The organism is Bacteroides propionicifaciens DSM 19291 = JCM 14649 (assembly GCF_000375405.1).
Taxonomy (GTDB): domain Bacteria; phylum Bacteroidota; class Bacteroidia; order Bacteroidales; family Bacteroidaceae; genus Bacteroides_E; species Bacteroides_E propionicifaciens.
In genome coordinates, this window is record NZ_AQWS01000007.1 from 18,668 (window position 1) to 39,062 (window position 20,395).

Here is a 20,395-nt window from a genome sequence, read left to right on the forward strand (position 1 = left end):
GTGCATGTTAGTATTACCAGCAATATTTATTGCTTGTGATAACCTCCCTAATCAGAGTGAAGAGATTGATCCAACTCCAGAGTTCTTGCCTTATGTGTCTGGCTACTCGGGTGGAATCCAGTCTATACATACTCCCATAACTATTGAGTTAGCCAATATCTACCCCGATGCTACTCCTGGTCAAATGATTAAACAGAATCTGTTTAGTTTTAAGCCAAGCATTGATGGTAAGGCTGTTTGGTTAGATGAGAAGACCATTCAGTTTACCCCTTCAGGTTTTCTTGATCCTAGTACCCAATATATTGTTAATTTCCACTTAGGTGAACTTTATGATGTGAGTCGAGATTTACAGCATTTTGAGTTTTCGTTTAGAACTCTGAAAGCTGATGCAAAGTTGAGTTTTATCGATTATATTCAGCCCAAAGCTGACGATAAAAAAGTATCACTAACCTTTAAGCTTGAGTTAAGCGATGCCTATGATATGGCTAAGCTCAATGAAGCTATAAAAATATCAAGCTCAACGGGAGACAAGCTAGCCTTTGAAATCAATTCAACATCACCCAACTCATATAATATTATAATTGATGATATAGAGAGACAAAAAGAGCCAAATGAGATTAATTTATCTATTGACGGGCCTTTAGTGGGGCTTCCCGAAAAGCTAAATTCATCATTTGTAGTACCCTCAGTGAGTGATTTTGAAGTTCTATATGCAGATAAGCATCGTTCAAACAGCAGTAAAGATATTGATGGTTATAAAGTAGTCTTTTCTGAGTCTCTTGATCCTAATCAAGCTTTTAATAGTTTTGTGATATTAAACAATCACGAGCACTTTGCAAGTCGAGTAGTCGATAACCAACTCTTTATATATAGTGATAATAATAAGTTGGACTCAGTTAAGCTACAGATTTTCCCACACTTAACATCAATTAATGGTAAAAAACTGGACCAAAAATCGACAATCGTTGTACAGTCTGATTTAATTACTCCCAAAGTAAATATAACGTCCAAGGGTTCAATCTTACCCGATAGCAAAGAGCAGGTTATATCTTTTACTGCGCAGGCTTTAGAATATGTAGATATACAAGTAGTTAAGGTCTATACGAACAATATTCTTGAGTTCTATCGCGATGCTTCCTTAATCCGAGAATCAATGCTTAAGCGTGCTGGCCGTTTAATCCTTAAAAACAGGATTAATTTAAAAGACTTGGCCTCTAAACCTCTCAATGAAGAACAAACTTTTAGCCTTGATTTAGCGCCACTTTTCAAGCAAGAGCCTGGTGCTCTTTATTATATTGCGCTATCATTTAAGCCCGAATATACCACATTACCTGAGTTTGCAAAGGAAAGAGCAAAGCTAGGTCTTACACAGGTAAACGAAAATTTAGAATTCAAAGAATCTTCATGGGATTCTCCATTCGATAGCTATGATTTATTACGTTTTTCTTTGCCTTACGTTTGGAGTGCTTATGATTGGAAACGTGTAAAAGACCCAACTCACGTAACATTCTATATGAATGATGTCAATGTATCTTCAACTACTAGTGTTTACTCTTCGTCGATAGGGCTAACTCTCAAGCAGAATGATGGAAATAAATTGTGGGTAGCTGTCAACGATATGCTCACTACTAAACCAATAATGCGCGCGAGAGTCAAAGTTTACTCTTACCAACTACAGTTATTGGCTGAGCTCTATACCGATAAAAATGGTTTTGCCGAAATAAGTCATAAAGGAGTTCCCTTTTTGGTTGTAGCGGAGTACGATCAAGATAAAACCTATCTACGTGTAGCAAAGGGTGAGCAACTCACTACTAGTCGCTTCGATGTGGGGGGAGTTATTCCAGAAAATGGAATGAAAGGTTTTGTCTATGGTGAACGTGGTGTCTGGAGACCTGGAGATGATATTCACTTGACTTTTGTGTTAGAAGATCGTGCCGGAAGACTCCCCAAGAATCATCCCGTGTCGCTTGAATTGTTTAACCCTAAAGGGCAGTTTTATACCAAGGTTTTAGCAACCAGTCACGAAAACGGCATGTACTACTTTAAGCTAAAGACGCAACAAGATGACCCTACGGGGACTTGGAATGCTTATGTACATCTTGGTGGTAGCACATTCCATAAGGCATTGATGATTGAAACCATTAAGCCCAATCGTCTAAAAGTTAATTTAGATATCGAGCAACCCGTATTGTTTACTGGCAAATATGCTCCAGCTAAACTCTCCTCGAATTGGTTAATGGGGGCACTTGCTTCGGATCTTAATGCTAAGATTGAGATGACGTTATCTGATTTTAGATCGGCATTCCCAGATTATGACAACTATCTATTCACCAATCTTAGTAAGAGGTTTAAACCAATTACCAAAACCTCACTGTTTGATGGGAAACTCAACAGCATGGGAGAGGTTAATTTATCTTTGTCGATACCTGCTGTTTCAAATGCGCCTGGAATGCTTAAAGCTCAAATCACGACAAGGGTTTACGAACCAGGTGGTGACTTTAGCATTTACACGCAAAGCATACCCGTTTCGCCTTACAGCTCTTATGTGGGTATGGCTTTAGATAATAAAAACTCGGATTATATCGAAACCGATTCACCCATTGTTTTTAATCTGATTTCTTTGGATGCTCAAGGCAAACCCTTGAGTGGAAAGAACCTTAGTTATGAAGTTTACAAACTGGGTTGGAGTTGGTGGTATGACCAAGAAAACTTGTGGACTAAGTACATAAACAATATGTCTGTGACTCCTCTACATAAAGGAAGTCTAAAATCTGATGCTCAAGGTAAAGCTAGTTTTAGCTTTCAGGAGAACTATCCTGACTATGGAAGCTTTTTGGTTTATGTTAGAGATGTAGATAGTGGCCATGCAGTGAGTCAAACTGTATATGTAGATTGGCCAAGTTGGAGAGGACGTGCATCACGTTCGAACCCCGGTGGTTCTACCTATTTAAGCTTTAGTCTCGATAAAGCTAAGTATGAAGTAGGTGATATGGTTGAGGTAACTCTACCCAACTCATCCAATGGACGTGCTTTAGTAACTATTGAGAACGGAAGTGATATTTTAATGCACGAATGGGTTGAAGTCCACGAAGGTATTGATACTAAATACCGCTTTAAGACGACCAAAGAGATGAGTCCGAATGCCTATGTTTTTGTAAGCTTGCTGCAACCACATGCTCAAACGGTCAATGATCTACCCATCCGTATGTATGGTGTAGAACCTCTAATTGTTAATGATGAGTCAACACGCTTGACTCCGAAACTAGAAATTCCTAAGGTTGTTGAGCCTGAGAAAACCTTTACCGTAAAGGTAAGCGAGCAGCATAAGAAACAAATGACTTATACCTTAGCTATTGTTGATGATGGTTTGCTTGACCTGACCTCTTTTAAAACTCCAAATCCGTGGAGTTACTTCTACAGTAAAGAGGCTTTGGGTATTCAAACTTGGGATATGTATGACGAAGTAATTGGTGCCTTAGGGGCAGTATATTCTCAAAAGTATCGTGTTGGGGGTGATGAAGTGCTCAATGCTACCGAGCCAAAAGCCAATCGTTTCAATCCTATTGTTAAATTCTACGGTCCGTTTACACTTCAAGCAGGTAAGACTGATAAACATGAGATCACTTTGCCTATGTATGTGGGTTCAGTTCGTGCCATGGTCGTTGCTTCTGATGGATCAGCCTTTGGTAGTGCTGAAGAAAATACTATAGTACGTTCTCCCTTGATGATAATCCCATCCTTACCTCGTGTACTAAGCATCGGAGACGAGGTTTTGGTGCCTATCAATGTATTTGCAATGGATGAGTCTGCCAAGAAAGTACAGGTTAAATTGTCAACCTCAGCCAATGTTAAAGTTGATGGGGCTAGCAGCCAGATACTCAACTTCGAGCAGACTGGAGATAAAATTGTTTACTTCAAACTTAAGGTCGGCAGTAAGACAGGGGTGGAGAAAATAAAAATAGAAGCCCAAAGTAATGCCTTCAAGGCTACCGAAGAGATTGAAATTGATGTGAGAAACCCTAATCCGATCTATACAAAAGTCGATGATGTGGTGCTTACTCAAAATCAAACAAAGCAGTTTGATTTCTATAATGCCACCAATGGTGCAGTATTAAAGAGTAATCTAGAAATCTCACGTTTGCCTGCTGTCAACTTGACCTCACGTTTTCAATACTTGTCTAGTTATCAGCACTCTTGTACTGAGCAAATCGTATCAAAGGCTTTGCCACTACTCTATGTTGAGTTTTTACAAACCATTGATAAAGATACACAGTCCTTAAACAAGCAGACTATTCAGCGAACTATACAAGAACTTTATAGTCGTCAGTTGAGTGACGGAAGCTTCGCTTACTGGCCTAATGAAAGCTCTTCGAACCCTTGGTCTACTGCCTATGCAGGGTTTTTCTTAACTAAGGCCAAAGAGATGGGGTATCAAGTCAATGCTAATGTTCTTAGTAGATGGAGTGGATACCTACTTAAGGTAGTACGTATGTGGAATCCATCGAATGCCAACTGGACCTACAGTAATTATATGCAAGCTTACAATTTATATGTACTTGCTGTGGCCAATCAAGCAGATCTGCCAGCTATGAATAGACTTAAAGAGTTCGAAGGAATGGATACGCAGAGTCGCTGGCTCTTGGCTTCGGCTTATGCTATTATAGGTAAGAAAGACATTGCAAATAAATTGGTGTTCAATGTTAAGGCAAACTTAAATTCTTACTATGCTAGCTATTATGGCTCTCAAATCAGAGACGTAGCTTTCATGCTGCAAGCTTTAGTTGCACTTGGTCAAGATGGTAAGGCTTTTGATATGGCAAAAAAATTGTCTACTCTGCTCAACGATCAAACCTATTATCAAACTCAATCTACTGCAATGGGAATTATAGCCTTAGCCGACTATGCTCGAGGTATGAAGCATCAGGGAATGGACTTTTCTATTCGCATAGGAAGTGATAAACCAGAGGATATTAAATCGGTACTGCCTTTATATTCACATTCAACGTTAGGAATAGAAACAGATAAAAAGATTGAAGTGAAGAATAATATTAGTGATGTGCTTCATACGCAGTTTGTGCAGATTATTCAACTTTACAACGATACACTACCTGCTATTCAAGATAAGGGATTGATGATGAATGTTGCTTATACTGACTTGCTAGGGAATAAGTTAGATATCAAAAATCTTAGTGTAGGGCAAGATCTATTAGCAAATATAACATTGAGCAATCCTACGTTGGAATCGTATCAGGATATTGCTCTTACTCATATCATTCCTGCTAGCTGGGAGGTTTATCAAGTAGTAGGTGAGCCCCGTGCTAACTCTCAAACCAATGTGAGCTTGCGTTATCAAGATGTGCGTGATGATCGTATTCTGTCTTACTTCGATCTGCCAGCTCAGCGTATCATAAGACTTAAAGTACGTCTTCATGTGACTTATGCTGGTGAATATACCCTGCCAGCCATCCAAGCATCATTGATGTATGATCCTGAGATATTTAGTAGAACTAAAGCTGAAACAATTATTGTCGAAAGATGATTAAACTAAACAAAGCATTTAAGAAGCCTAGAAAGTACCTTTGGTATTTTCTAGGCTTCTTATTCTTACTCTTTATCTTCTGTTTACCCAGTAAGTTATTCAACTCGCCTTACTCCACTGTTGTACTGGCTAAGGACGGGCAGATGCTTGGTGCGCGTATTGCTGCTGATGGCCAGTGGAGGTTTCCTTTGTCTGAGTCTATTCCTGAAAAACTGAAGACCTGTCTGGTTTATTTTGAAGATGAATACTTCTATTGGCATTGGGGAGTAAATCCCATCTCTATGGGCAAGGCTTTTATTCAAAACCTTAAAGCTCGAAAGGTGGTTCGTGGAGGAAGTACCCTGACGATGCAAACTATTCGACTTTCTAGACAAAAGCCTAGAACTATCCTCGAGAAGGTCATTGAATCTATCCTTGCTACACGATTAGAGTTTAGCTATTCTAAAGATGAAATACTCAATCTTTATGCTTCGCATGCTCCCTTTGGTGGTAATGTTGTGGGCTATACTGCTGCTGCTTGGCGATATTTTGGTCATACAGCGAGTTCTTTGTCGTGGGCAGAGGCGGCAACCTTAGCGGTGCTTCCTAATGCACCTTCAGCCATACATCTGGCTAAAGCACGTACACAACTGGAAACCAAAAGAAATGGACTTCTTAAAAAACTGTACGATGATCAGGTAATCGATGCGGATGAATACGAGCTTGCTTTAGCTGAGCCCTTGCCTTCTGCACCGTTAACATTGCCACAGATAGCTCCACACTTGGTAAGTAAGATTGCGATGTCAAGGCCTAGTCAAGAAGTTATAACCACCATTGATTTTGGGCTTCAACATCAAGTAGAGGAGTTGGTTAACAGTTGGAATAACCATTATAAGCAACACAATATCCACGATATTTCGGCTATTATTATCGATGTGCAGACCAGTGAGATTTTGGCCTATCATGGCAATTCGGGTTTCCAAACTGGTAGAGTGGGGAGTCAGGTTAATATCTTAGATGCTCCTCGAAGCACGGGTAGTATCTTAAAGCCTTTTCTTTTGGCTTCTATGCTCGATGAGGGAGAGTTACTCCCCAATCAGCTCTTGCCCGATGTGCCTATTAATATTAGTGGCTTTTCACCCCAAAATTTTAGTTTAACCTACGAAGGAGCTGTTCCTGCATCGCAAGCCATTATACGTTCATTAAATATTCCTTCGGTCTATATGCTTAAGGCCTATTCAGTTCCTAAATTTTATGAAAAACTCAAAGGGTATGGGCTATCGACCTTAAATAAGTCTTCGGGACACTATGGTTTATCCTTAATTCTGGGTGGTGCTGAAGCTAAACTTGCCGAGATTACAGCAGCGTATGTGAGGCTTGCTCAGTCGGCTCTCAGTTTAGAGTCGAAAGAGGTATATTTCTTGCAAGATGCTAAACCAATCACGCTGCCAAGCGTAGTCTCAAAAGGTGCTGCTTGGCAAACCTTAGATATTATTAAGGAGGTTTATCGCCCTGGTGAGGTAGCTTGGAAAATGATGGGCTCTATGCAAAACATAGCTTGGAAAACAGGTACGAGTCACGGTTTTCGTGACGGTTGGGCTGTTGGGGTAACTCCTCGATATGCAGTGGGAGTTTGGTTGGGCAATGCCACAGGTGAAGGTAATGCAGAGCTTGTTGGTACCCGAACAGCAGGGCCTGTACTGTTTGATCTCTTTAATATCTTGCCTAAGTCCGATTGGTTCGAACGGCCCAAAGAGAGTTTGGTGGAAGCTGAAATCTGTAGGCAGTCGGGTCATCTTAAGGGACGATTCTGTCAGGATGTAGATACCCTCCTTATTTTACCTAAAGGGATGCAAACTACCGCCTGCCCTTATCATCACCCAGTTTACTTAACAGCAGACGGAAAAAACAGGGTTTATACCTCTTGTGTTGAGGCTGAAAATGCTGTTGAGCAATCTTGGTTTACCCTGCCTCCTGTTTGGGAGTGGTATTATAAGAATTCTCATCCCGATTATCGGGTTCTACCGCCTTTTAAGGCTGGTTGCGGTGAAGATAGCAGGACACCCATGCAGTTTATCTACCCACAGCAAAATAGTAAGATTGTCTTGACAAGGCAACTTGATGGAAGTTTGGGAGGTCTAACCTTAGATTTAGCACATTCGGATGACCGTGCGATTGTTTTTTGGCATATGGATGGTGAATATCTAGATCAGACAGAACATATTCATAAGCTTACGCTCTCGCCTGGTGTAGGAGAGCACCAGCTAACTGTTGTCGACAATTATGGCAACACGGCGAGCATACGTTTTTATTCATCTATACTCAACGAATAAGTTCTTAGTCTTTGTATAACTTTCGACGAGTAAGTGAAGAGGCGTGCTTAGGGAATAAAAAGATTGGTAAGGTTGCACCTACTGCAAGCATAAAAATGGCAGTACTACTCACAAGCCCGTTGGTGAAAAATAGCTCTAAGTATTTGGCTCGCTCTACAGGCTCATCCATCGTTTGAAGGAACATCAAGAGTGAGAAAATAGCGTTATATGCAATTTTACCAGGGATCATCGGTAGCAAAGCTGGGATATAAAGCACAGTAATCGGGCAGTAGCATTTTTTGCCAAGCCATAAACTTCCAAAGCCAATTAGTGAAGAGGCGCAAAGTGATGCTGTCGAAATATCGAATCCGAAATAAGTCATCAAAGAGTAGCGTAAAGCATGACCTAGGGCAGCCAAAAGTGCTATATATTTGAATGCTCTTCGTGGCGGTCTTGATATGGCTCCAAAGCCTATACCTGCAATGGCTGCAAAAAATCCATCTATAACTATATCTGATACCATTGTCATAATAGTCCGTCGTTAATTAAGTAGAGTGTGAAAGATAAACCAGTGGCGATACAAATCACGATTAACACCGCTTCGGAAAGCCGAGAAAACCCCGTCAATGTATATCCTTCGACTACATCAATTACCCCGTTGATTAGCGGTACACCTGGCACCAAAAAAAGTACGCTTGTTGCAAGTGCTATGTCAGAGGTTATGTCGAATAGTAGAGAAGTAGAAGCAGCCAATGAGGCCACAAATGCTGTAATGATGCAGGTAATAAAGTGATTTACTTGTTTTGTTGTCAACTGTTGTTTAACAAAGAATCCTAAGATTGTCGAACAAAAGATTATCCCCATGGCATACCAATCTCCTCCAAATAGTTTGCAAAAAGAGGCATTTGCGCATCCTACTAATCCTAAAATTATTAAGGGAGACATCTTTGGGGAATCAAGAATAGTTTGGTACTTCTGTTTTATACTTTCAAAAGAGAGTTTTTTATCGTAAGCCTCCCAGCTGAGTCCGCTTAGCTCAGAGTTATACTCAAAGTCTATGGGTAGTTTGGGAATGTCGACTACTTCGCTATGGGTATTGTCATCGTTATCAGAGCTTGTCAAAATTATGCTTCGCTGAAATACGCCCAATGTGACATCTAAATCAAGTGCCTGCCCCAATCTTTTAGAGTTTCGTATTACACGTGAGGTATTTACACCGCAACCCATGAGCCGAGAAGCATATTCTGCTATAAACTCAGTTTTGGTACGCAACAAATCTTTCATTTTACTTTTGCTTAAAAGAGCTTTTATAGAAGTCGCAAAAGTACTAAAAGGAAGATATTCCTGCAATTTATAGCGGTTGAATATGTTGTGTTTCTTCAAGAATACGGGCTAATAGCGAGCCATTGATTGGGAGATTTAAAATGACTAGGGTGGAAATGTTTTTTGACTTACTCGGACTATGATTGGGAGTAAGTCGTTTGGGGTGGATAAGCTGGTTGCGACATCCTCTCATAAAGTGCGTAAGTTAAAATCATTGGCTTGGATAACGACTTTACTCAAGCCATCATTTTATAATAAAAAACTTAGACATGTATGAAAGCAGAATATTTAATCCTCAATGAGTTCTTTAAACAGTTCAAAATAGGTAAAGAGCTAAACAACTTCCTTAAGTCCATTCAAAAGCGTGCTACCCCAGAAAATGCTCGCAGGTGAGCTAGATGCTTATTTAGATTATATCATTCCCTACTAATGATTCTGTGATGAAATCAGTATATTTTGCTGTTAGGGAGGCCACAAAGAAATGGTCAGGCTATAACAATAACCCAACCCAAGCTTAATTTACTTACACACATGCATGCTGAGACAATGTCTTTTTTTTGCATGAAATTTATTAGTTCAGTGAGTCTTTTTTTGTGATAACTGAGTGCCATTGCCTCTCAGTTTATTTTTTCTTATTATCTTCATTTCTCTTTAAAATTTCATCTAAGAATTCTCCAGTCTTAAATTTCTTAATAATTTTGACCAATTCTTCTTTTTGTGGAGTATTTGGAAATTTCTCTAATCGACTCAAAATATTATCCAGATTTTGATATGTCGGTTGCATCTTTTTTTCATAATTAGTCTTTCTGCTAGCGTCAACTATATGTAAACACTTTGTGAAGAACTTCAGCACTTTAGGAAGTATAACTAAAAACCGCAAGGCTTTATCAAACTCCTTTATCGGGTTTAAATTGTGTAGCATATTATATACTCTTACAATTCCTTTATCAAGATGCACTGATAATTGTCTCTGAGCTCCACATTTATTAATTTCTTCTTGGAATATATTAAGTTCTTCAGTTAATGTACTAAACTCTTCATATGTGGATTTATTATTATCTTCTAATGCAATTGGATGAATATATTTCTTCCAGAACGAATCATCTTTATTGTTTTCAAATCCAAATAGTTTGTTAAAGCCTTCGTAAATAATTGTATTAATTTGTTTCAACGATAATTGCTTTTCTATGGTGTATTCAGAACTAATAAAAGCTCTGGTTGCAGATGCCAAATCAATATACAAGTATGTTAATTGAATAGCCGATTTACCAACTTGCATAAATTGAGATATAAAAAAACTCAAGTCTTGATCTATATCTTTCAAATGCTGATTTATTTTTGCAGGAAAACCTTGTTGCAAAGTAAACTGATCCAATCGCATAGAATTATTCTTGATTACTCCTTCTAAAGTAGCGTAAAGTGAATCTTTCTTATTTTGAAAAATATCAATATTTGAGAAAGGAAAAACATACTTTAAGACAGATTGTGTATCTATATGAATGTAAGCGTTATACTTTTCAATATATTTATGTACAAAAAAAGATATATTTTGGAGTAAATCTAAAAAGTGGATCATTCGTTGAGCCTCGGTCTCTTCACTTAATTCTGTAAGCATTTCATAAACAGATATAGGCTCAGGATCGTAATGGAAACTTAAATTACGTTGTTCATGATCTGTTATATTATTTTCTCCAAATTCTATAATCTGATTTTCTAAGTCCTTATAATCTTTTTCAAACTCTTGTTCTTGAATAATAGCTAGCAAAGGTTTGATTTTTGATATCCATAAAGATTTTTTTCTTTTATATCCATATAGATACTTATACCCTTCAAGAATTACACAGTTGATATATTTAATATTATATCGTTTTTCGGCAGGCAAATCTGCACGATGGCAAGCTCTTTGGAGAGATGATAATTCGATACTCATATATTGGAAATAGATATTAAGACTGAGTAATGCCTCCAATATTTTGTTTCTATCATTTTGTATATTAGTATCTAATGATTCCTTCCGCAGAATATTTATTTTGAGAATAGGAGAAAAATCTTCAATCACTTTTCCCATATTATAATACAATTTTTCTAAAGTTTCAGGAGATGCAGGCTGACTCATAATATTAAAAGATTTTAGCTATGTAAAACTGCCAATACAAAGATATATGTGCAATCTTTTTGCGTAGCATCTATTATTGGCGAATATATTCCAAAGATATTTTTATTTTCGGATTGTAATTCAATTAATAGATAAATATAATACTGAAAAATTATCTCTGAAGTTGCTAACTTTGTTCGGGTGTTAGTTAAGTCTAATAATCTTATTTTTGAATTATGAGTAAAAAATACAAATCTATGATGTAGTCTTTAAGCGCCAAGCTGTTGATCTAGCTAGTCAGCGAAAGAACAAATCAGAATTAGCTCGTGAGTTAGGTATTTCTGCATCGCTGTTGTATTAGTGGTGTAAAGAATTCAATTAATTTAGAGAGTCTAGCTTTCCTGGTAATGGACATTTAAAGCTGACTCCTTGCTCAACAACGAATTATGGAGTGAAATGCAGCTAATAAGTATATTGATGTTTGCTATTAAAGGAAGTAAAGCTTAAACACCCTTATTCAGCATCACCATCAAATCCATTAACTCACTTGTCTCATCAAACTGATACATTCCTTGCTTCGCTTCACTTTCAGAGAAGAACTGCACTTTGTCGGGTTCTAAGCTTGGGTGGCAGACCGTAAAGGGGACTGAGCCAGGTTGGTGAGTTTTGGTTGTAGTCGAAGTGATATGATCGGGTAGGAGAACGATTAGGGGAGGATTTGACCAGCCTTTTGTCTCTCTAAGAATTGGAGCTAAAACTTGTGCATCAATATCTTCTATGGTTTTAAGCTTAAGCTCTAAATTGCCTTCATGGCTTGCTTCGTCGGGAGCCTCTATATGCAACAACACAATATCATTGGTTTGTAAAGCTTGTATCGCGGCTTTAGCTTTACCTTGATAATTGGTATCTGCAAGCCCTGTTGCACCATCGACATTTATAATCTCAAATCCAGCAAGTTTACCAATGCCTTTAATAAGATCAACAGCTGAGATAACAGTACCTTTCTTTAGGGTTGGGTAGTTTGAGTTTAAAGTAGGTAGAGTTGAGGCTCCACCTGGTGCCCATAAGCTAATGGCATTGGCTGGCTTAAGCCCTCTGCTTATTCTAGCTTGGTTAATGGGGTGATTAGCTAGTACCGTTTGTGCCTGATCTATTAGTTGATTTAAGGTATAAATCAAGGATTTATCATCCTTGTCAGACGACTGGATGTATAGGCAGGATTTGTCGGCATCGATATGATTATGAGGTAAAATGCATTTCAGCATCCTGCTAAACTGATTTATTTTCAGAATATGACGATACGAATTACCAGTATAGAACTTAACAAACTCACTTTTTAACTCCACGTTTAGTGCATCAATTAAGACTTTTGCTTCAGCAGATGAAATATGGTCGGCGGTGAAGCTACTGATTTTATCATCTTCAAGTGTAATCAAATTACATCGCATGACCAGCTCCTCTTCATTAATGGTTATATCCATTTGTGCAGCTTCGAGAACAGATCGGGCAGGGTAGTGCTTATTTACATCGTAACCCAAGATAGAAAGACAGGCCACATCGCTACCGACTTCCCAACCTTCGGGAGTAGTTCTTAGGAGTCCATTTTGCCCCAAACGAGCTATAGTGTCAAGATTAGGCTTGAGAGCAACTTCTAATGGAGTTTGGTGATTAAGCAAAGCGATAGGTTCATCGGCCATTCCATCAGTAATAATTAGAAGTACACTCATAATCTAGGTTTCTTTTAGTTTCGTTTTTACTTACAAACTTCAAATATCTAAAATATTAATGTAAAACTAGATTATCTTTTCATTAATGAGCTCTAAAATAAAAGATTCTGCTTCTTATGTTTGCTAAAAGATGCTAACTTTGGGTTGTTATTGGTGCTTAACCTCATTTTGAGGATAAGGTTAAAAGAGAATTAGGTGTAAATCCTAAACAGATCCGCTGCTGTAAGCTTAGTAACAACGCTAAAAAACAGAAGTCACTCTCGAGTTTTGAGGGGAAGGCATTTTTAGTGTGAGTAAGTCAGAAAACCTGCCAATAATATCTTTTGTTTTTAAGAGCTCGAGAATTAGGCTTAAAAACTATGTTTTTATGTTGAATATATTCAACCCTAATCTTTGTAGCCAGTAAGTACAATTCATAATAGACATGAAGCGTTATAATATGGCAAACACAGTTACATTTGTATCTTTAGGTCCTGGTGACCCTAGTCTAATTACCTTAAAAGGACTAAAACAACTTCAAGAGGCAGACATAATTTATGCACCCTCCACGCAACTAAAAAGTGGGAAAGTATCTTCCCGTGCATACGACATCATAACCAGCTTGGGTATTGACTCAGCAAAGATTAAACTATTCAATGTTCCGATGAGCAAGAATAGAGATTTGGCTGTTAATGCCTATCAAGAAGTGTCTGAACTAATATATCAAGCCCACCTTGAGGGGTATCAGATTGCTATTTCTGCTGAAGGTGATGCTGGATTTTATTCCTCTAGCCATTATGTAACCGAATATCTTAAGCTTAAAAATATTGAGGTAGATAAAATCCCAGGTATTCCTGCGTTTATAGCTTCGGGTGCTTTAGCGCATCTACATATTGCCAAGCAAGAGGAGGAGTTACATGTTGTTCCTGGCATTCTCTCTTTAGCAGAGTTAACAGATAAATTAAATGCAGGGCATGCTGTTGTTGTTATGAAGGCTTCGCAATGTGAAGAGGTCATTAAGGCGGCAATAAAAGAGTTTCCTGAAACATCTTTTCATTACTTCGAGAATGTAGGATTACCTACTGAGTTTTACACTCAAGACACCTCGACTATTTTGGCGCGCTCTTTCCCTTACTTCTCTTTACTAATTATCAAAAACGAAGCAGAATGAGGAAATTAAGTCTATTCTTTGTTTTATTCTTGACCTTAGTTATCCAAAGCTGTTCTTTCTCCTCTAAGAATAATAAGGCTCAAACAGAAAATCCTGTTCAGGTCGACACCCTAGAAATTAAGTATGCTAAGGGTTTTAGTATTCGTGATTTTGGAGATTATAAGCTGGTAGATGTTCAAGACCCTTCGGGTGAGAACCAGCTTAAATATCATTATGCCTTAGTGCCCAGGGGGTCGAACCCCAAATTGCCCAGCGATTATATTAAGATTGAAACTCCCGTCAACAAGCTGATTTGTATGACCTCACTACAAATATCCAATTTCTACAAGCTAAACGCAGAAGATCGTATCGTAGGAATTACAAGTACACGCTTTTTGTTTAATCCTCAGATTAATGAGCAGCTTAAAGAGGGCAAAACCAAAAAAATAGGTATTGAAGGTGAGTTTGATGCTGAATTAGTTATGGCCTTGAATCCTGACTTGGTTTTAGTCTCACCATTTAAAAGAGGAGGCTACGAGTCCATTCGAAATTTAGACATTCCTCTCGTTAGTTTTTTGGGATATAAAGAAGTGTCACCTTTGGGGCAAGCTGAGTGGATTAAGTTTACAGCGGCACTTTTAGGAAAAGAGGAGCTGGCCAACAAAGAGTTTGATGAGATAGAAAAGAAATACTTAGCCTTGAAGGCTCAAGTGAAGGATCTTGAGAATCGCCCTACCGTATTGAGTGGTGAATTGCACTCTGGCAATTGGTATGTTGTGGGAGGAGAGAGCTATTTGGCTCAACTCTTTAGAGATGCTGGAGCACAATACTTCATGAAGAATAATAATGAATCGGGAGGCTATTACGTCGATTTCGAAACTGTATATTCTCAAGGTGCTAATGCTGATTTCTGGCGTATTGTCAACAGTCATAACGGAGATTACGACTATGAGGTGTTGGAGAAAACTGATGCCCGTTATACTGATTTCAAGGCTTTTAAAGACAAGAAGGTAGTTTATTGCAATTTAAGAGATGTACCCTTCTATGAGCAGACTCCAGTTGAGCCTGAAGTAGTTCTAGCGGATCTGATTAAGATTTTTTATCCTTCCGAGCTACCCAATCATAAGCCTGTGTATTACGATTTATTAACCCCAACAGATAAATGAAACAATTCAAACACTTCTATATCTTCTTATCCATCTTTGTTTTCATCTTTATTCTGTTTGGTTTGAATTTGACCTTGGGTACAATCTCAATTCCTTTGGGTTCAATTTGGGATATTCTGTTCGGTCGAGAGGTTGATTCAGAAATTGCAAAGAATATCATTTGGAAAACTAGATTTCCGCAAACCCTGACTGCCTTAGTTGCGGGAGCAGGATTATCAATTAGTGGACTTCAAATGCAAACGGTCTTTAGAAATCCTTTGGCAGGTCCTTCTGAGCTTGGAATTAGTTCAGGTGCGAGTTTAGGTGTAGCTTTTATTATTCTTCTTTCAGGGAATATTGGTGGTGTTGCTTTAAGCCGAATTGGCTTTATGGGGGAAGTTGCCGTATCGGTAGCTGCTATTATAGGAGCTCTTTTTGTGATGCTTATCATTGTTGGTATATCCCAAAGGGTGAAAGGGAATGTGATTCTACTTATTATTGGAGTGATGATAGGCTATATCGCCACAGCCATTATTGGTGTGTTAAAGTTTTTTAGTAACGACGAAGATGTTCGTGCTTATGTGATTTGGGGACTTGGGAGTTTCTCTAAGGTTTCCGAAGCTCAAGTATATACTTTCGTTACGTTAATGGCTATTCTTATCCCGCTCTCATTTTTACTGATTAAGTCTTTAAATTTGATGTTGTTAGGAGAGAGTTATGCTAAGAACTTAGGATTAAATATGAAGCGTTCTCGTTTTTGGACAATTTGTTGTTCGTGTGTAATCACAGCGATAGTAACTGCTTATTGTGGTCCTATTGTATTCTTAGGATTGGCTGTACCTCATCTTTGTAGGACATTATTCTCGAGCTCTGATCATCGTGTTCTTATGCCCGCTGTAACCCTAACTGGTGGAGCTTTAGCTTTGCTTTGTAACCTAATTGCTCGAATGCCTGGTTATGAGGGAGCCTTGCCCATCAACTCGGTAACTGCCCTTATCGGTGCACCGATTGTGATATCCGTATTGTTTGGTAAACGAAAAAATGCAAGTTATGAAGACTAAGAAACAAACCATTATACTTCAAGACCTATCTATTGGCTACTTAAGTAAAAAGAGTAAGAAGGTCGTTGCATCTGATTTATCTTGTTCGGTTTGGAGTGGTGAGCTTACTTGCTTAATCGGTTCGAATGGTGTAGGTAAATCGACCTTATTACGTACCTTATGTGCTTTTCAGCCCAAACTAGGGGGTAATGTTTTAATAAATGATAAGGATATATCTAGTTATAAAGAAAAAGAGTTAGCAAAACTCATTAGTGTGGTTTTAACTGAGCGATTTTCTATTCGAAACATGACTGCAAAAGAATTGATCAGTATGGGTAGAAGCCCTTATACTGGTTTTTGGGGGATGCTAGATGATAAGGATAATCAAATTATTGATGAGGCTATTCGTCTCGTTAAAATTGAAAAGTTATCCAATCGCCTAATTGATACTCTGAGTGATGGTGAGCGACAAAAATGTTTGATTGCTAAAGCTCTAGTCCAAGATACGCCAATTATTTTGCTTGACGAGCCTACAGCTTTTTTGGATTTTCCAAGTAAGGTTGAACTTATGCAACTTCTGCATCGCTTGTCGAGAGAGACCAATAAAACGATATTCTTATCTACACACGATTTGGAATTAGCGCTTCAAATTGCCGATAAAATTTGGTTAATGGACGAAAAGGCAGGTGTGCAGATGGGAACTCCCGAAGATTTAGCACTCAACAACCTAAAAAGCTTCTTTGCTCAGAAAGACATCATATTTGACCCAACTTCGGGACTCTTTAGAGTTGAAAATGATTATCAGCGTGAAATCCGATTGGAAGGTCATGGAGTCATCTACGCAATGATCCGTAAAGCACTTCTTCGTCATAAAATTTTAGCCAGCCGACAAACAGAATCTAAAATCTGCATCCGTGCTGAACAAGGGGATTTTAGAGTGTATAGGGATGAGAAATTATTGGATAGTGCTACGACTATCGAAGAGTTAATCGATATTATTAATAAGCTATGGTCCTAATTTTTGGAGGTACTACCGAGGGTAGAATCTGTGCTAAAGTCTGCGAAGAGGCAGGTAAGGTTTTCTATTACTCAACAAAATCAGCTTATCAACAAATTGAGCTGCATCATGGTGTGCGTGTAAGCGGTGGTATGAATGCTCAGCAAATGAAAGATTTTATCAGAGCACACGATATAAGGATGGTTATTGATGCTGCACATCCCTTTGCTGAAGAATTACATCGCAATATTGATTTGGCTACTCAGGCACTTGAAATCCCAGTGATTCGGTATGAGCGAGCCTATCCACAATCAGAATCTCATTTGGTTTGGTTTGATACTTATGCCGATGCTGTAGAATATCTCAATCGGCAGCAATTTAATAAGCTGTTGGCTTTAACGGGTGTAAATACCATCCAAAAATTAAAACCCTATTGGCAGAATCATAATACTTGGTTTAGGATCATCAATCGTAGTGAATCAAATGCTATTGCTAGGGACTTGGGCTTCCCCCAAGAGAAGATTATTTATTTTGATAAAGAGGATGATGAACTAGCGCTTTTGCATAATCTAAAGCCAGATGCAGTGATCACCAAAGAGAGTGGGGAATCGGGAGGTTTTCAAGAGAAAGTTGATGCTACTCGAGCGATGAATCTCCCACTATTGGTCGTTAGAAGACCAAAACTATCTTCTTTGTTCATTTCAGTTTACGGCATCTATGGCTTAAGGCGTACAATAGAGCAATTACTACCTTCGTATTTCGAACTTCGAATCGGTTTCACTACGGGTAGTTCGGCTACTGCGGCTACTAAGGCTGCATTACTTGCTCTAATTACTCAAACAGCGATGGATGAGGTTATAATTCATCTGCCTAGTGGAGAGCCTATCACTATTCCTACCCAGGTGACTTCAATCGGAGAGTCAGAAGCTTCGGCATTTGTGATTAAGGATGCTGGAGATGATCCCGATGTTACTCACGGCCATGCGATAGCCTCAACGGTAAGTTATACGGGGGAGCATAGTGGAGTTCGTTTTCTACAAGGTCAAGGTGTAGGAAAGGTTACCCTTCCAGGACTTGATATTCCTATTGGTGACCCCGCTATAAATAAGACGCCTCGACTCATGATACAGCATGAGATTCAAGAAGTTTTATTGGAGTGTGGTTTGAGCATTGATAGTGCCCAAGGTATTGATGTGAAAATATCCGTACCTGAAGGAGAGCAACTTGCTGAGAAAACATTTAATCCTCGCTTGGGAATTGTAGGTGGCATCTCTATCATAGGTACTTCTGGAGTAGTTAAACCTTTTTCTTCTGATGCCTTTATTGGTTCTATCCGACGAGAAATTCAAGTAGCCAAAGCCTTGAAGGTAACGCATATTGTATTCAATTCGGGAGCAAAGAGTGAGCGATATTTAAAGGAGCTTTATCCTGATTTTATTACCAATGCCTTTATTCAATATGGTAATTTTATTGGTGAGGCACTAAACCTTGCCCACGAAGAGGGGATTCAAGAGGTTACTTTGGGTGTAATGTTGGGTAAAGCAGTCAAATTGGCTGAGGGACATCTCAATACGCATAGCAAAGAGGTTGTGATGAATAAAGAGTTCATTCTGAATTTGGCTCAAGAGCTAAATTACAGTGATTGGGTGATAGAGGAAATCAAAAAAATGACTTTAGCCCGTCAGCTGTGGCAAATCATTCCAAGTGATGACCTAAGACTATTCCAATTATTACTGAAGCACTGCCAATTGGTATGTAAACCTCAATTCCCTAATGGTAAACTAAATATCTACTTGATTACCGAAAAAGGAGAGATAATAGGGGGTTAGAAACGATGATGAATAATCTGACCATACTCAGTCTTTAATTCGAAAGCTTCCTCTATTTTTATGTGCTCGAAATAGACATTGGCACATGAGCAGACTCCGCCGTGGGTGAATATAATTACATTTTCGTAGGGTTTTTCTCGTAGTTCATCGATAAATTCAGATACGCGTGCAAGCATTAATTTGAATGATTCGCCGTTGGGTACTGCTTTGCCAATCCAATCTTCTTCCCAAACCTTGAAATCTATTTCCCCCCATTCTTTCATCTCCCAATCACCGAAGTCTAGCTCTTTGAGTCGGTCATCAAAAGTAATCTCATCTTTGGCATCTATGCAATAATGAGCAAGCCTTTTGCATCGTGTGAGCGGACTAGCATAGACTTTATCAAACGGAATAGTCGACAACCCTTTTTTAACGATTTCTGCTTCTACCTCAAAAGTGGGTTTTAGTGGTACATCTGATTGGCCGTAACAAACACCTTTGGGCACATCGACTGCTGTATGTCTTATAAAGTAGATATTCATAGTTGATTATTTATGGTAATTAAGATACCTAAATATACCGATAATTCGCAGAGAAGGAACATTGCACCGCAAGAATCTCCTGTATAGCCTTGAATTCTTTTTTTCAGTAGCGCTACTATGAGTACAAAGATTGCTATAGGGAAAAGAATAATCCACCAGCTTTGATAAGGAATGATGAACATAAAAGGAAATAGTCCCAATGGATACACCAGTAATGCAGTTTTCCAGTTCATCTTATCGTAGACAACCTTAGCCTTACTGGTCTCTTGTGTACGAGCATAAGGCAGAACTTTATTAATATGCGAAGCAACGAGTTTAGCCAACGGATCTGATATAAATATCATAGCCATTGCCATATCAGTATCCACACTATAAAGACAGGAAAATAAGAGTATAAAGTAAATCACATGAGTAAGTACTCCGTAAGTTCCAATATGTGAGTCCTTCATAATCTCCAATACACGTGTTCTAGTGCTACCTCCTCCTAATCCATCCATGAAGTCGGATAGTCCATCTTCGTGTAAAGCACCCGTTATAAGTACTCTAGAGGCAATAGCTAAGATTATAGCGACCGAGTAAGGCAGAATCATACTCGTAAGCCCAAGAGTTAATGCCATGACTCCACCAGTCAGCCAACCAGCCAGAGGCCAATAATTGATGACCTGTTTAAAGTATTGTGAAGGTATATTGAAGCATTTTAATTTATAAAAAGGGAATCTAGTAAAAAACAGAAGTGATGCGGCAATCTCTTTTAGCATA

Annotated in this window: 13 protein-coding genes and 1 riboswitch; of the genes, 7 read left to right on the forward strand and 6 right to left on the reverse strand. The window is 38.6% G+C overall.

Features of this window, described 5'->3' with window-relative positions:
• Window positions 1–4 precede the first annotated feature (4 nt).
• Window positions 5–5,539: an alpha-2-macroglobulin family protein gene (locus tag B091_RS0103115; RefSeq protein WP_018108548.1), complete on the forward strand. Its 5,535-nt coding sequence runs from the start codon at window positions 5–7 to the stop codon at window positions 5,537–5,539.
• The gene (gene pbpC / locus B091_RS0103120) at window positions 5,536–7,851 is read left to right on the forward strand and encodes a penicillin-binding protein 1C (protein ID WP_018108549.1); all 2,316 of its coding nucleotides are present in this window, start codon (window positions 5,536–5,538) and stop codon (window positions 7,849–7,851) included. Before B091_RS0103115 ends, pbpC begins: the two co-directional genes overlap by 4 nt.
• A gap of 4 nt (window positions 7,852–7,855) precedes the next feature.
• On the opposite strand, the gene B091_RS0103125 is transcribed toward pbpC, so the two are convergent.
• From B091_RS0103125 to B091_RS0103145, 4 genes are all read right to left on the reverse strand, one after another.
• A complete protein-coding gene (locus B091_RS0103125) occupies window positions 7,856–8,359 on the reverse strand; it encodes a threonine/serine exporter family protein (protein ID WP_018108550.1) in 504 nt (167 codons plus the stop codon).
• On the reverse strand, window positions 8,356–9,114 hold the full coding sequence (locus B091_RS0103130; protein WP_018108551.1) for a threonine/serine exporter family protein: 759 nt from the start codon (window positions 9,112–9,114) through the stop codon (window positions 8,356–8,358). Before B091_RS0103130 ends, B091_RS0103125 begins: the two co-directional genes overlap by 4 nt.
• Window positions 9,115–9,775: 661 nt before the next feature.
• Window positions 9,776–11,269, reverse strand: a complete 1,494-nt coding sequence (locus tag B091_RS0103140; protein ID WP_018108553.1) for a hypothetical protein — start codon at window positions 11,267–11,269, stop codon at window positions 9,776–9,778.
• A gap of 482 nt (window positions 11,270–11,751) precedes the next feature.
• Window positions 11,752–12,975 carry a cofactor-independent phosphoglycerate mutase gene (locus B091_RS0103145; protein WP_018108554.1) on the reverse strand — a complete coding sequence of 408 codons (1,224 nt, stop codon included), beginning with the start codon at window positions 12,973–12,975 and terminating at the stop codon, window positions 11,752–11,754.
• A gap of 134 nt (window positions 12,976–13,109) precedes the next feature.
• Window positions 13,110–13,304: riboswitch (cobalamin riboswitch) on the forward strand.
• Window positions 13,305–13,414: 110 nt separating this feature from the next.
• Here B091_RS0103145 and B091_RS0103150 point away from each other — a divergent pair.
• The 5 genes from B091_RS0103150 to cbiD are packed head-to-tail and all read left to right on the forward strand — an operon-like array spanning window position 13,415 to window position 19,115.
• Window positions 13,415–14,125 (forward strand): precorrin-2 C(20)-methyltransferase, encoded by a 711-nt coding sequence (locus B091_RS0103150; protein ID WP_025069408.1) that lies wholly within the window; start codon window positions 13,415–13,417, stop codon window positions 14,123–14,125.
• A complete protein-coding gene (locus B091_RS0103155) occupies window positions 14,122–15,270 on the forward strand; it encodes an ABC transporter substrate-binding protein (protein ID WP_018108556.1) in 1,149 nt (382 codons plus the stop codon). The genes B091_RS0103150 and B091_RS0103155 overlap by 4 nt, the downstream gene beginning before the upstream one ends.
• Complete coding sequence (locus B091_RS0103160; protein ID WP_018108557.1) at window positions 15,267–16,310, forward strand: iron ABC transporter permease; 1,044 nt, start codon at window positions 15,267–15,269, stop codon at window positions 16,308–16,310. Before B091_RS0103155 ends, B091_RS0103160 begins: the two co-directional genes overlap by 4 nt.
• Complete coding sequence (locus B091_RS0103165) at window positions 16,291–17,307, forward strand: ABC transporter ATP-binding protein (RefSeq protein ID WP_018108558.1); 1,017 nt, start codon at window positions 16,291–16,293, stop codon at window positions 17,305–17,307. Before B091_RS0103160 ends, B091_RS0103165 begins: the two co-directional genes overlap by 20 nt.
• Window positions 17,298–19,115, forward strand: a complete 1,818-nt coding sequence (gene cbiD / locus B091_RS0103170) for a cobalt-precorrin-5B (C(1))-methyltransferase CbiD (protein WP_018108559.1) — start codon at window positions 17,298–17,300, stop codon at window positions 19,113–19,115. Before B091_RS0103165 ends, cbiD begins: the two co-directional genes overlap by 10 nt.
• On the opposite strand, the gene cobC is transcribed toward cbiD, so the two are convergent.
• Both cobC and cobS read right to left on the reverse strand, forming a co-directional pair.
• On the reverse strand, window positions 19,112–19,636 hold the full coding sequence (gene cobC, locus B091_RS0103175) for an alpha-ribazole phosphatase (RefSeq protein WP_018108560.1): 525 nt from the start codon (window positions 19,634–19,636) through the stop codon (window positions 19,112–19,114). The two genes, cbiD and cobC, sit on opposite strands and share 4 nt — an antisense overlap.
• Window positions 19,633–20,394 (reverse strand): adenosylcobinamide-GDP ribazoletransferase, encoded by a 762-nt coding sequence (cobS, locus tag B091_RS0103180; RefSeq protein WP_018108561.1) that lies wholly within the window; start codon window positions 20,392–20,394, stop codon window positions 19,633–19,635. Before cobS ends, cobC begins: the two co-directional genes overlap by 4 nt.
• Between the last annotated feature and the right edge of the window lies 1 nt (window position 20,395).

Coding starts and splice junctions, on each gene's coding strand:
- B091_RS0103115 (WP_018108548.1), top strand. CDS start 5: ATGTTAGTATTACCAGCAATATTTATTGCTTGTGATAACCTCCCTAAT.
- pbpC (WP_018108549.1), top strand. CDS start 5,536: ATGATTAAACTAAACAAAGCATTTAAGAAGCCTAGAAAGTACCTTTGG.
- B091_RS0103125 (WP_018108550.1), bottom strand. CDS start 8,359: ATGACAATGGTATCAGATATAGTTATAGATGGATTTTTTGCAGCCATT.
- B091_RS0103130 (WP_018108551.1), bottom strand. CDS start 9,114: ATGAAAGATTTGTTGCGTACCAAAACTGAGTTTATAGCAGAATATGCT.
- B091_RS0103140 (WP_018108553.1), bottom strand. CDS start 11,269: ATGAGTCAGCCTGCATCTCCTGAAACTTTAGAAAAATTGTATTATAAT.
- B091_RS0103145 (WP_018108554.1), bottom strand. CDS start 12,975: ATGAGTGTACTTCTAATTATTACTGATGGAATGGCCGATGAACCTATC.
- B091_RS0103150 (WP_025069408.1), top strand. CDS start 13,415: ATGGCAAACACAGTTACATTTGTATCTTTAGGTCCTGGTGACCCTAGT.
- B091_RS0103155 (WP_018108556.1), top strand. CDS start 14,122: ATGAGGAAATTAAGTCTATTCTTTGTTTTATTCTTGACCTTAGTTATC.
- B091_RS0103160 (WP_018108557.1), top strand. CDS start 15,267: ATGAAACAATTCAAACACTTCTATATCTTCTTATCCATCTTTGTTTTC.
- B091_RS0103165 (WP_018108558.1), top strand. CDS start 16,291: ATGCAAGTTATGAAGACTAAGAAACAAACCATTATACTTCAAGACCTA.
- cbiD (WP_018108559.1), top strand. CDS start 17,298: ATGGTCCTAATTTTTGGAGGTACTACCGAGGGTAGAATCTGTGCTAAA.
- cobC (WP_018108560.1), bottom strand. CDS start 19,636: ATGAATATCTACTTTATAAGACATACAGCAGTCGATGTGCCCAAAGGT.
- cobS (WP_018108561.1), bottom strand. CDS start 20,394: ATGCTAAAAGAGATTGCCGCATCACTTCTGTTTTTTACTAGATTCCCT.